The sequence below is a fragment of the Streptomyces sp. NPDC032198 genome, from assembly GCF_040636975.1.
Taxonomy (GTDB): Bacteria; Actinomycetota; Actinomycetes; order Streptomycetales; family Streptomycetaceae; genus Streptomyces.
Genome location: NZ_JBEZVL010000003.1, coordinates 250,292 through 262,926 on the forward strand (window position 1 = coordinate 250,292; position 12,635 = coordinate 262,926).

The 12,635-nt window shown below is 72.1% G+C and carries 9 protein-coding genes and 1 tRNA gene; 6 read left to right on the forward strand and 4 right to left on the reverse strand.

The features are described 5' to 3' along the window. Positions 1–26: 26 nt before the first annotated feature. Positions 27–323: a YciI family protein gene (locus AB0E78_RS09265; protein ID WP_361829910.1), complete on the forward strand. Its 297-nt coding sequence runs from the start codon at positions 27–29 to the stop codon at positions 321–323. On the opposite strand, the gene AB0E78_RS09270 is transcribed toward AB0E78_RS09265, so the two are convergent. After that, positions 320–1,492 (reverse strand): oxidoreductase, encoded by a 1,173-nt coding sequence (locus tag AB0E78_RS09270; protein WP_361829912.1) that lies wholly within the window; start codon positions 1,490–1,492, stop codon positions 320–322. The two genes, AB0E78_RS09265 and AB0E78_RS09270, sit on opposite strands and share 4 nt — an antisense overlap. Positions 1,493–1,663: 171 nt before the next feature. On the opposite strand from AB0E78_RS09270, the gene AB0E78_RS09275 reads away from it, so the two are divergent. Next, complete coding sequence (locus tag AB0E78_RS09275) at positions 1,664–2,080, forward strand: SsgA family sporulation/cell division regulator (protein WP_361829914.1); 417 nt, start codon at positions 1,664–1,666, stop codon at positions 2,078–2,080. A gap of 18 nt (positions 2,081–2,098) precedes the next feature. Here AB0E78_RS09275 and AB0E78_RS09280 read toward each other — a convergent pair whose 3' ends face one another. Beyond that, complete coding sequence (locus AB0E78_RS09280) at positions 2,099–2,770, reverse strand: GPP34 family phosphoprotein (protein ID WP_361829916.1); 672 nt, start codon at positions 2,768–2,770, stop codon at positions 2,099–2,101. A 309-nt stretch (positions 2,771–3,079) separates the two neighbouring features. On the opposite strand from AB0E78_RS09280, the gene AB0E78_RS09285 reads away from it, so the two are divergent. From AB0E78_RS09285 to AB0E78_RS09300, 4 genes are all read left to right on the forward strand, one after another. Further along, complete coding sequence (locus AB0E78_RS09285) at positions 3,080–4,711, forward strand: ATP-binding cassette domain-containing protein (RefSeq protein ID WP_361829918.1); 1,632 nt, start codon at positions 3,080–3,082, stop codon at positions 4,709–4,711. 10 nt (positions 4,712–4,721) lie between these two features. Next, positions 4,722–7,013: an excinuclease ABC subunit UvrA gene (locus AB0E78_RS09290; protein WP_361829920.1), complete on the forward strand. Its 2,292-nt coding sequence runs from the start codon at positions 4,722–4,724 to the stop codon at positions 7,011–7,013. A 77-nt stretch (positions 7,014–7,090) separates the two neighbouring features. Beyond that, positions 7,091–7,867, forward strand: a complete 777-nt coding sequence (gene ddaH / locus AB0E78_RS09295; RefSeq protein WP_361829922.1) for a dimethylargininase — start codon at positions 7,091–7,093, stop codon at positions 7,865–7,867. Positions 7,868–8,050: 183 nt separating this feature from the next. Beyond that, on the forward strand, positions 8,051–9,022 hold the full coding sequence (locus AB0E78_RS09300; RefSeq protein ID WP_361829924.1) for an acyl-ACP desaturase: 972 nt from the start codon (positions 8,051–8,053) through the stop codon (positions 9,020–9,022). 80 nt (positions 9,023–9,102) lie between these two features. On the opposite strand, the gene AB0E78_RS09305 is transcribed toward AB0E78_RS09300, so the two are convergent. After that, entirely contained in the window at positions 9,103–12,468 is a 3,366-nt protein-coding gene (locus AB0E78_RS09305) for a hypothetical protein (protein ID WP_361829926.1), read from the reverse strand. An 86-nt stretch (positions 12,469–12,554) separates the two neighbouring features. After that, positions 12,555–12,627 (reverse strand) — tRNA-Trp (locus AB0E78_RS09310). Between the last annotated feature and the right edge of the window lie 8 nt (positions 12,628–12,635).

Here is a 12,635-nt window from a genome sequence, read left to right on the forward strand (position 1 = left end):
GCTGGATTCGCAGTAGCCTCGCGATCATGTTCGTTCTCGAGTTGACCTACACCGCGCCCGTGTCCGCCGTCGACAAGGAGCTGGAGGCCCACGTCGCCTGGCTCGACCAGCTGTACGCGCAGGGCGTCTTCATCGCCTCCGGGCGCAAGAACCCGCGCGACGGCGGTGTGATCCTGGCCGTGGCCGACGACCGTGCGGCGATCGAGAAGATCGCGGCGAACGACCCCTTCGTGCTCGCGGAGGTGTGCGAGTACCGCATCACCGAGTTCATCGCCACGAAGACGGCCCCGGCACTCGCCCCCTACCGGCAGCAGCTGCCCTAGTCCCGCTCCCAGCGAGCGATCCGGCCCTTCTCGCCGGACGCCCAGCAGGCCCGGTCCCGAGTGCAGTCGACTGTGTCGTACGACCCCGGGTCGACCGTCCGCCAGCTGCGGCCGCCGTCCGACGTGACGTCCGTACCGGTGGGCCCGACCGCGAGCGCGCCACGGCGGCTGCCGGGCAGCCAGGCCACCCCGGAGCGGTAGGCGGGCGGCGGCTCGGTGGCCGTGGTCCAGCTGCGGCCGCCGTCGCGGGTGGTGGCCGCGGCCTTCGGGGACGGCTGGCCGGCGCGGTAGTCGCCGCCGACCGCGATGCCGTGCGTACGGTCGCGGAAGGCGAGGCCGAAGACACCGCGCGCCGGGTCGCCCGCCGGGATCGGCGCGTCCGTGGCCTGCCAGGTGCGCCCGCGGTCGGTGGAGTGCAGCACACGCGCGCGCGACGCGCCCCCGGTGGCCAGCCACACGTCGCGGGAGCCGGAGCTCACCAGACACTGGCCGCTCGCCGCGAAGCCCGACTCCCCCTCCTGGGCGGCGGGCATGCCCTTGCTGGGCAGGACCTTCCAGGAGCGGCCGCCGTCGGCGGTGGACAGAATGCGGTACTTGCCGTCCACCGGGTCGCTCATGGCCAGGCCGTGGCGGCCGTCGAAGAACGTCATGCAGTCGTAGAAGGCCTTCGGGTCGGTGTTGCGGAAGGACTCCGTCCAGGTCGCTCCGCCGTCCGACGTGCGAAAGACCCGCGACGCCTCGCCCTCACCGATGGCGAGGACCACGGCGCGGCGGCCGTCGAAGGCCTCGATGTCCCGGAACTCCAGCTCTCCGGCTCCGGGCGGCGATACGTTCCGCCAGTGCCCGCCGCCGTCCGACGTACGCAGCACGGTCCCTTTCGCCCCGGCCACCCAGGCTGTGTTCCGGCTGACGGCGGCGAGACCGCGGAAGCGGGCGTCGGTGCCGCTCTCCTTGAGGTCCCAGCCCCCGCCGAGGTCCCCGCCCCGGGCGAGGTCCCCGCCTCCGCCGAGGTCCTCGCCCCCGCCCCGCGGGGACGACTGCTCCCCGGACGCCGCCTGGGCGGACCCCGGCACGGACAGCGCCGTCGCGGCGAGAGCCGCCCCGCACAGTCCCACCGACACCGCGCGGCCCACGGACCGCGCCCACCTCGTCTTCCCCAAAGACTTCATGGCGGGCGAAGTTACCACCGGAACGCAGGATTCCTTCCGGGATTCCTGTGAAGACGGTGAAGAGCGTGCGGTGACCGAGGTCACTCCGTGTTCGCGTGCACGGATTCCGTCATTCCGACGTCTATCCAAGTGCCGACCCGAGTCGTCCAGCTGTCAGTGAGGGAGCAGGCGTTGTCCACCAGCATCGAGCAAGCCGTAGAGGCCCGCCTCGTCGCCGCCGCACCGCGGATGTCGACCATTCCCGCGACGCTGCACTACGACCGGGGCGATCCGTTCGCCGTCCGGATGAGCTTCCCCGCCCCGGCGACCCTCGAGGGCATCGAGGTCTACTGGACCTTCGCTCGCGAGCTGCTCGCCCAGGGCATGGAGCAGACGGTGGGCGACGGCGACGTCCGCGTCCGCCCGTACGGCTTCGACCGCACCGTCGTGGAGTTCCACGCCCCCGAGGGCACGGCGATCGTGCACATCCGCACCGGCGAGCTGCGCCGCTTCCTGCACCGCTCCCAGGTCCTGGTGCCCACGGGCGACGAGCATCTCCACCTCGACCTGGACCAGGACCTCGCCGACCTGATGCGGGACGCCTGCTGATCCGCTGCGGCGAGCGGCTCAGCCGCCCGACCTGGCGGCCTCCGCGGACGACACCGCCGACGCCAGCGCCTTGCGCAGCGCCCGCATCAGCTCGGGGAGCTCGGGGCCCGGCGCCCCGCTGCGGTCGGTGAGCGCTTCGAGCCGCTCCTTGTACTGCCTGCGGTCCTTGCCCGAGATGACGCCGCGCAGCTTGCCCGTCGCCGCGCACACCACCAGGGCGGCGTCGCCCGCGGGAACCTCGGAGACCGGCACCGGACCGCGCAGGACCGCGAGCGCCTCGGCGTGCAGGACCTCGACGTATCCGGCGCGCTCCAGCTCGTAGCGCCGGGAGGGGAAGATCCCCAGGACCCGGGTGCGCTCCGTGCGCAGATACCCCTCGGACGCGAGCTGATCGCGTACCGCGTCCATCGTGTGGCGGGACTTGTGGGTGATCCAGCCGCGCCACTTGCGGGGCCTCGACTCCTCGATGAGTTCGATGACGACGTCGAGCCCCGGATCTCCGGTGCGTGCCCCGAAGACCGGAGTGACGATGCCGTCCACGTCCGAGACGAGTCCGCGCTGGGCCAGCTCCGCCAGCGCGCAGGCCCGTACCGCGTAGTGCAGGTCAGGGGCGCCGGCGATCCGGTCCTTGCCGGTGTCCCAGGCGAGCAGGAAGATCCGGTTCGGCAGGGAGAGCGAGCCGTAGGGCATGGGGCCTCCTTGTTCGCGGTCACGATAAGCCGTTGACACCGATCAGGCCGCACCCTACGGTGTATAACGGTTCTGTTGTCGCCGATAGGAGTAGGACGTTGCTCGTCTGAGGTCTGGTGTCACCGCGTCACACGGCTCGGCCGTGTGCGTAGCGTGCGACCTCGGCGTACGAGCCGTCCCCCGGCGCAGGGCCCTTTTTTCTGCCCTCACCCCCTGACGACGTCGCTCCCGTCCTGCTGTCGCGCCCCGCGGTGTCCCGAAACGCGTTGCCCCTGACCGCGCTTCATCTCACGCAACCGCGAGGACCACATGTCTACTTCCCCCACCTCCATCACCTGCACGTCGCTCGACTTCACCTGGCCGGACGGGACCGGCGTCTTCGACGGTTTCCAGGCGGCCTTCGGGACCGGCAGGACCGGCCTCATCGGTGTCAACGGGTCAGGAAAATCAACCCTGTTGAAGCTTCTGGCCGGTGAGCTCACACCGAGCGAGGGCGCCGTCCGCGTCGCGGGCGACATCGGGTATCTGCCACAGAACATCACCCTCGACACCGCTCTGCGCGTTGACGAGGTGCTCGGCATCGCGGCAACTCGCGCTGCTCTGCACGCGATTGAGGCGGGTGACGTGGCCGAGGAGCACTTCACCGCGGTCGGTGACGACTGGGACGTGGAGGAGCGCGCCGTGGCGACCCTCGACCAGCTCGGCCTCGGCCACATCGGCCTGGACCGCACCACCGGCGAGGTGTCGGGCGGTGAGTCCGTGCTGCTGCGTCTCGCCGCGCTGCTGCTGCGCCGGCCCGATGTGCTCCTTCTCGACGAACCCACCAACAACCTGGACCTGTACGCCCGTCGGCGCCTGTACGCGGCCGTCGACGCCTGGTCCGGGGTCCTGGTCGTGGTCAGCCACGACCGTGAACTCCTCGATCTGGTCGACCAGATCGCCGACCTGCGGGACGGGGAGCTCAAGTGGTACGGAGGAAACTTCTCCGCCTACGAGGAGGCCCTCGCCGCCGAGCAGGAGGCGGCGGAGCGCATGGTGCGCGTCGCCGAGTCCGACCTGAAGAAGCAGAAGCGTGAACTCGCCGACGCTCAGGTGAAGTTGGCACGCCGCAAGCGGTACGGCCAGAAGATGTGGGACACCAAGCGTGAGCCGAAGGTCGTCATGGGCGAGCGCAAGCGCCAGGCCCAGGTGTCCGCGGGCAAGCACCGCATCATGCACGAGGAGAAGCTCAGCGAGGCCAAGGAGCGCCTGGACGATGCCGTCGAGGCGGTGCGGGACGACGACGAGATCCGTGTCGACCTGCCGCACACCGCGGTCCCGCCGGGCCGCACGGTCCTCACGCTGAGCAATCTGTCCCTGCGTTACGGAGCGCGCGTACAGGGCGAGTTCGAGCTGCGCGGACCCGAGCGGGTCGCGCTGGTCGGCCGCAACGGCGCGGGCAAGACCACACTGCTGCGGACCATCGCCGGAGAGCTGGCGGCCATGGAAGGAGAGGCACTGGCGCACGTCCCGCTGCGCTTCCTGCCGCAGCGGCTCGACGTACTCGACGAAGAACTGACCGTGGCCGAGAACGTGGCACGCTACGCCCCCGGCGCCACCAACAACCGGATCCGGGCCCGCCTGGCCCGCTTCCTGTTCAAGGGGGCACGGGCCGACCAGCGGGCGGCGACCCTGTCGGGCGGCGAGCGGTTCCGGGCGGCACTGGCCGCCCTGCTGCTCGCGGAACCGGCGCCGCAGCTCCTGATGCTCGACGAGCCGACGAACAACCTCGACATGGCGAGCGCGAAGCAGCTGGCCACGGCCCTGGAGTCGTACGAGGGAGCGCTGATCGTGGCCAGTCACGACGTGGCGTTCCTGGAGTCGATCGGCATCACACGCTGGCTGCTTCTCGACGGAGAAATGAAGGAAATCACGACAGAAGCTGTCGGGTATTTTGACTAGCTTCGCCTGTATGCACCAGTACATCACCATCACAGGAGCCCGTGAGAACAACCTCAAGGAGGTGAGCCTGCGCATCCCGAAGGACCGGCTCACGGTCTTCACCGGCGTATCGGGATCGGGGAAGTCATCGGTCGTGTTCGACACGATCGCGGTCGAGTCGCAGCGTCAGCTGAACGAGACCTTCACGTGGTTCGTCCGCAACCGGCTGCCGAAGTACGAGCGGCCGCATGCGGAGAGCATCGAGGATCTCTCGCCCGCGATCGTCGTCGACCAGCGGCCGGTCGGCGGCCACTCCCGGTCCACGGTGGGCACGATGACGGACATCTACGCGGTGATGCGCGTGCTGTTCTCGCGGCACGGCACACCGAGTGCCGGTCCGGCCACCGCGTACTCGTTCAACGACCCGGCGGGCATGTGTCCGCGATGCCACGGCCTGGGCAGGACCGTGCGGCCCGACTACGACCGCATCCTGGACCCCGCCAAGTCCCTGGCGGACGGCGCGATCCTCTTCCCGCCGTTCGCCGCGGGGACCTGGCAGGGCCAGACGTACACCCACACCACCGACCTGGACACGCGCAAGCCGGTGGGCCAATTCGACGCGCGGGAGCGGGGGTTCCTCCTGCGCGGCGGCAAGCACGGCCGCAAGGTCAGCGTCGACAACACCGGCGGCGCGCGGGACATCGACTACGAAGGCCTCGCCGACCGCTTCGAACGGCTCTACCTCAACCGCGATCTGTCCTCGCTCTCCCAGAAGACCCGCGACCTCGTGCAGCGCTTCCTGATCGAGGGCGCGTGCGACCTCTGCGACGGGGCGCGGCTCAACGCGGCGGCGCTCGCCACCCGGATCGGCGGCATGAACATCGCCGAGGCCTCGCGCATGGAGGTCACCGACCTCATCGCCGCCCTGGAGCGGATCGACGACCCGGTGGCGGGCCCGATCGCGGCGGCGGCCGTGGCGGCGCTCGAACGGATCGAGGCGATCGGCCTCGGCTACCTGAGCCTGGGTCGCGAGACGTCCACGCTCTCCGGCGGCGAGGGGCAGCGCCTGAAGACGGTGCGGCACCTCGGCTCCAGCCTGACCGGCATGACGTACATCTTCGACGAGCCGAGCGTCGGCCTGCATCCGCGTGACGTGGGGCGGCTCAACGACCTGCTGCTGCGCCTGCGCGACAAGGGGAACACCGTCCTCGTCGTCGAGCACGACCCTGACGTGATCGCCGTCGCCGACCACGTCGTCGACATGGGCCCGGCGGCGGGCACGGGCGGCGGTCTGGTCGTCTTCGAGGGCACGCCGGACGAGCTGCGGCACGCCGACACGCTCACGGGCCGGCATCTGCGGCGCTCGACGGGCGTCAAGGAGAGCCCGCGCGAGGCCATCGGCGGGCGGTGGGTCAAGGGCGCCGCCCTGCACAACCTCAAGGACGTCAGCGTGCGCGTGCCGACGGGGGTGCTCACGGCGGTGACGGGCGTCGCGGGCTCGGGCAAGAGCACGCTGGTGTCGCGGGCGTTCGTCGCCGAGCACCCGGACGCCGTTGTCGTGGACCAGTCGGGCATCGGCATCTCGGGCCGCTCCACCCCGGCGACGTACCTCGGGATCATGGATTCGCTGCGCAAGCTCTTCGCGCGGGAGACCGGCCGGGAGGCGGGGCTCTTCAGCTTCAACTCCAGTGGCGCGTGCGAGAGCTGCCAGGGCCGCGGGATCATCTACAGCGACCTCGCCTTCATGGATCCGGTGACGACCACCTGCGAGGCGTGCGAGGGGCGCCGCTTCAAGGACGAGGTGCTCCGGCTGACCGTCGGCGGCAGCTCCATCGCCGATGTGCTCGACATGACGGCCGAGCGCGCCCTCGGCTTCTTCGCCGCGGTCGACGACACGGCGATGCGGCGCCGGCTGCGGGCCCTGCACGACGTGGGGCTCACCTACCTGACGCTCGGGCAGCCCCTGAGCACCCTGTCGGGCGGCGAGCGCCAGCGGATCAAGCTCGCCACCCAGCTGCACCGCACCGGCACCACGTACGTCCTTGACGAGCCGACGACCGGCCTGCACATGGCCGACGTGGAGGGTCTGCTCGGCCTCCTGGACCGGCTCGTCGACGCCGGGAACACCGTGCTGGTCGTCGAGCACAACCTGGAGGTCGTCAAGCACGCGGACTGGGTGATCGACCTCGGGCCCGACGGCGGCAAGCACGGCGGGCAGGTCGTCTTCGAGGGCACGCCGGGACAGCTGATCGAGGCGGACGGCTCGTTCACCGCCGATCATCTGCGACGAGACCTGGGCCTGGACCCCTCCCACGCTGCATGATGTGCGACAGCACCCCGGCCCGGCGCACGCCGGGCGGGGAGCGCCCCCCGCCGTTCCACCCCTACGGAGAACATCCCGTGCCCAGCACGAAAGCGCTGATCCGCCGGCCAGGACCGCGCCTCGCCGAAGGCCTGGTCACGCATGCCGAGCGGACCCCGGTCGACACGGCGCTCGCTTTCGATCAGTGGGTGGCGTACGCCGGGGCGCTGCGGGCGCACGGCTGGGAGACGGTCGAGGTGGAGCCCGCCGACGACTGCCCGGACTCGGTCTTCGTCGAGGACACGGTCGTCGTCTTCCGCAACGTCGCGCTGATCGCCCGGCCGGGCGCCGAGTCGCGGCGGCCGGAGACGGCCGCCGTGGAGGAGGCCGTGGCCCGGCTCGGCGCCTCCGTGAACTGGGTGTGGGAGCCGGGCACGCTGGACGGCGGAGACATCCTCAAGGTCGGCGACACGATCTACGTGGGCCGTGGCGGGCGTACGAACGCCGACGGCATCCGGCAGCTGCGGGCCGTCTTCGAGCCGCTGGGGGCGCGGGTCGTGGCCGTCCCCGTCAGCAAGGTGCTGCATCTGAAGTCGGCGGTGACGGCGCTGCCGGACGGCACGGTCATCGGCCACCCGCCGCTCGTGGACTCCCCCTCGCTCTTCCCGCGCTTCCTGCCGGTGCCCGAGGAGTCCGGGGCCCACGTGGTGCTGCTCGGTGGCTCGAAACTGCTGCTCGCGGCGAGCGCCCCGAAGAGCGCCGAGCTGCTCGCGGACCTCGGTTTCGATCCGGTCGTGGTGGATATCAGCGAGTTCGAGAAGCTCGAGGGCTGTGTGACATGCCTCTCAGTGCGGCTCAGGGAGCTGTACGCCTGACCAGTCCTGGGGCGGGTGGGACACGAGAGGCCTCTGGGCCCCGCCGACTCAGCCACTTTACGGAGGGCTTAACCTACGGCAACGTAACCTACGACACCGTAGGTAGGTAGCACCCGCTCGTGCTGCCGCGTAACCCCTACGCACGTAATCCGCAAAAAAACTCCCGTCCCCCCTGGAGCCCCCGTGACGATCACCTCTCCTCATCTCGGCAGCACGGACGACTGGACCGATGCCCGGTTGCTGTTCGCCCTGGAAGAAGTGGTCGAGAAGGAGCTCAACCGCCACCTGAAGGTGGCGAAGGACTGGATGCCGCACGAGTACGTGCCGTTCTCCGACGCCCGGAACTTCCCCGGCTACTTCGAGGACGGCCAGGCCTGGGAGCCCGAGCAGTCCAAGGTGACCGACATCGGCAAGATCGCCCTTGTCGTCAACCTGCTGACCGAGGACAACCTCCCCAGCTACCACCACGAGATCGCCTCCCTCTTCGGCCGTGACGGCGCCTGGGGCACCTGGGTGCACCGCTGGACCGCTGAGGAGGGCCGCCACGGCATCGTGATGCGCGACTACCTCCTGGCGTCGCGCGCCGTGGACCCGGACAAGCTCGAGCAGTTCCGCATGGCGCACATGGCCGAGGGGTTCGAGTCCGACAACCGGCACTCGATGCTGCACTCGGTCGCGTACGTGGCCTTCCAGGAGCTCGCGACCCGCGTCTCGCACCGCAACACCGGCCACCAGTCGGGCGACCCGGTCTGCGACCGGATGCTGGCGCGCATCGCCACCGACGAGAACCTGCACATGGTCTTCTACCGCAACCTCCTGGGCGCGGCCTTCGAGCTCGCCCCGGATCTGACCATGCAGTCCGTGCGTGACGTCGTGGTCGACTTCCGGATGCCCGGACACGGCATGCCCGGCTTCGAGCGGGCCGCCGCGCGGATGGCGATCGGCGAGATCTACAACATGCGCATCCACCACGACGACGTGATCCAGCCCGTCCTTCGCTACCTGAAGGTCTTGGACATCGACGGGCTCGGCCCCGATGGTCTCAAGGCGCAGGAGGAGCTCGGTCTGTACATGAACGGGCTCGACACCGAGGCCAGCAAGTTCGACGAGAAGCTTGCCACCCGCAAGGCGCGGATGGCGGCTCGGGGGAAGTAACCCCCCGCGGGGTGGGCGAGCCGTGATCCGCCGCTTCAGCGGCGGATCTTCTCCCGCCCACCCGGCCGACCACCCCGTGGTCACTCGTACGACGTGCACACCGTCAGCGCCGCGTCCCGGACGTCCGGGACGGCGTGGGCCCGCAAGGACATCAGCAGGCCCCGCCACGGCTCGGACCAGTTCGTCCGCTCGCCCAGCGCGTCGGTCACCGCCAGGGCGAAGAGCCCGTTCGCGTGGCCGCCCGTATCCGCGAGGCGGTGGGTCACCGGCAGCAGGCAGCCGGCCGCCCTGCCGGTGTACTCCGTGTCCGCGAGCCGCTCCGTGAGCGCCGTCGCGGACCGCATCGCCAGCGCCGGTCGCCCCTCGTGCAACCGGGCCAGCCGCAGCAGCGCCTCGCCCACCTCTTCGGGCTCCCCGTCCACGTCCACCGCCGCCACCAGGATCTCCGCGGCCTGCGGCACGTAGTCCGCGTACCCGGCGAGGAGACCGCCCGCGGCCAGACCGGGCGCCCGGTACGCCTCGCCCCCTTCCGCCAGCGTCTGCGCCACGTACTCGATCCGCCGCCGCGCGGGCAGGTCCCGGTCAGGCGACGCGGGCACATCGGAACCCGCGAGGGCCGCGAGCGCCCCGCACAGGGCCTCGGTGCCGCGGGGCGCGGTCGCCGCCGCCGTCACCAGACCCCGCGCGGCCACCTGCCACGTGGCCCGCCGGTCGAGGTCCGCGACCGCGTCCGCGAGGACCGCAGCCGCGTCCGGTGACCACGGGGCCCATCGGGCGAGCGCGTCGAGCGCGACGCCCGCCACGTCGTCGTCCCGCGTGCCGACCGTCTCGCGTACGAGGCGTGCGTACCGCTCCCGATGCCCCTCCGCCAGGTCGAGCGGCCGCACCCGGAGCACGGCCGCCCGCAGCACCGCCTCACGCCCAGCGGCATCGCTCAGGAGCCCCCACACCCGTTCCTCGCCGAGCAGTCCGGCCGCGAAGGCCACACAGGCCGCCCGTACGTCGCGGTGGGCGTCCGGCGCCTCGTAGGCGTCGCCGAGCAGCGCCGCGGCCTCGGCCGCCGGAAGGCGCACGGCGGCCAGCCGGGCCGCCTCCTTGCGGCTCGTCACCTTCTTGCCCGGCCTGCACAGGACCTCCCGGAGCAGCGCCGCGAGCCGGGAGGGCGCGACATGACGTGACGCCTGCGTCGCCGCGTACACCGCGACCCGCGCCCGCTCGCCGCCCGCGTGCGCGAGCAGTTCGGGCAGCGCGTCACCGGGCCGGGAGATGTGGGCGAGGGCGCCGAGAGCCGCCTCGGCGAGCACCGTGTCGGGCGATCCGGTCCAGCGGCGCACGAGATCCTCCCCCGGGCCCGGGACGTGGGCGCCGCGCGCGATCGCCAGCGCCCGGTCCCGTTGCGGCAGTCCCGCGTCACCCGCCGTCCGCGCCAACTGCCGTGCGTACGCCGTCTGCTGACGTGGGAGCCAGCGGTGGATGTGCCGGGCATCCGCCCGCACGGTCCACGCCGCGCCCTTGACCAGGAACCTGCCGTACGGGGGCGTACCGGACAGGAGCGGGTCGAGCAGGTCCGTGCGGCGGCCGCACACGATGTCGAGGACCGGGGCCAGCACGCCCGTCGACGGCTCCTGCGCGAGGACCCTCGCGACGCGCGCGTCGCGGGTCGCGGCCGGTTCGAGCCACAGGTCGATCGCCCTCGACATGGTGGCGTTGCTGCCGAACCGGATGGCCTGCCAGAGGAGTTCCTGGAGTTCGGGCATGCCCGCGGCGCGCCGTCCGACCGCGCGGGCCAGCGCGAAGGTGAGGCTGTGGTCGGCCTTCTCCGCGCCCGCCTCGATCCAGGGTCGCAGTGCCTCGAAGACGTCGTGCTCCTGGCCGCGGCGCAGGGTGTGGTCGAGGCGTCCGAGGTCGGCGCCGCCGGTGTTGCCGGAGATCCGGACGAGGGTGCGCAGCGCCCAGTTCACCAGCTCCGGCCGTCCGCCGGCCGCGTGTTCGCGCAGCACGGCGATGGCCAGCCGGCTGAGGCCGCCGCGGGTGGCGTACGAGGAGTCGCGGGCCGCGACGGCGTCCGCGGAGATCCGGTCGAGGAACGGTTCGGCGTCGGCCCCGAAGAGGGCGGGCCGGGTCTCGGCGAGCGCGGTCAGGGCCGCGGCCCGCACGGGGTCCTGCTCGTTCGCGAGCCGGGTCATCTCCGCGAGTACAGAGGTGATGTGGGCCCCCTCCCCGGACCGGGCGGCATTGCGGACGAGCAGGGGCCACGCCTCGGCACGGTCGGCGGCGGAGGGCCGCCGGGTCGCCGCCACTAGCCGGTCGCGCACCTCGGCACAGGGCAGGAAGGACTCGGCGAGCAGCACCGCACTCCACTCCGCGCCCTGTTCCTTGGCCCGCTCCGCCATCCGCCGCGCCTCTTCGGCCACGGCGCCGCGGGGCAGTGCGCCGAGGATGACGTCGTCGACGCCGGTGAATCCCGGGCCGCGCCCCTCGACGGCCCGCGCATGGACGGCCGCCCGGTCCGCGGGCGCGTGGGCGCGCATCAGCCGGGCGAGGCCTTCCGATGCGTCGGGATCCTCGGCGACGGTGCGGGCGTACGTGAGGAGTTCGGGCGCGCCCGAGCGGGCGAGCTTGCGCAGCACGGACGCCGTGAGGGCACGGCTGCGGCGCAGCGGCCATCCCCAGGGCCCGGAGAGGATCGTGAGCACGCGCCCCGGCGCCGCGTCGGCCAGGACGCCCAGGCAGGGGCGGAGCCGCACGGGGAACGCGCTGGGTGCGAACCGGTCCAGCAGGTCGAGCACCCGCAGCGGCTCCGCCTTCGTGACGGCCGCGATCCCCGTCGCGTACCGCTGCCACCACGCGTCCCGCAGCGCCTCGGGCAGCACTTCGAGCTCGCGCGCCGCGACATCGAGCAGGACGCCCGCGTGCCGCCTGGCCAAAGGCCGCCATCCCCGTACGGAGTGGAAGAGCTCCGGCAGCAGCCGCTCCACCACGGGGCCCGAGCATCCGGGCAGCAGCCTGGCCGCCTCGGTGTCACCCCACTGCTGCCGCAGCGGGTCGACGACGCGATCGGCGAGCGCGGTGCGGTGCCCGGCGAGGATCGCCCGAAGCAGTTGGCGCCGCACCGCCTCGGGAGCGTCGTCGAGCGCGGCCTCGAACGCGGTGTCCGGCACCCCATGGCTCTCCGCGACCCGCAGCGCGTGCCCCCGCACGAAGGCGTCGGGGTCGGCGAGCCGCGCCCCGGTCCACTCGGCGTCCCGTCCGGCACAGGCCAGCATGATGGCCACCTGGCGCTCGTACGGGCCGCCGCTCTCCAGCTCCTCGAGAACGGACCGCAGCGCACCGCGTCCCGCGAAGTCCCGGGCGCTCTCGGCGATCTCCCGCATCCGCCGCGGATACGGCAGGGGGTCGAGGTCGGAGAGCAGATAGCGGGCGGCGGTCTTCTCGGGCTGGGCCATGCGCGGATTCTGCCTGGCGGGACCGGCCCGGGGACAGCGAATTGAAGAGGGCAGGGCGGGAAAAGGGGGCGGTGCGGGAAGAGGGGGCGGGGCGGCTGGAATCGAACCAGCGTGTTCCGGTTTTGGAGACCGGCGCGACAGCCCCTGCGCTACGCCCCGCCCTTGGC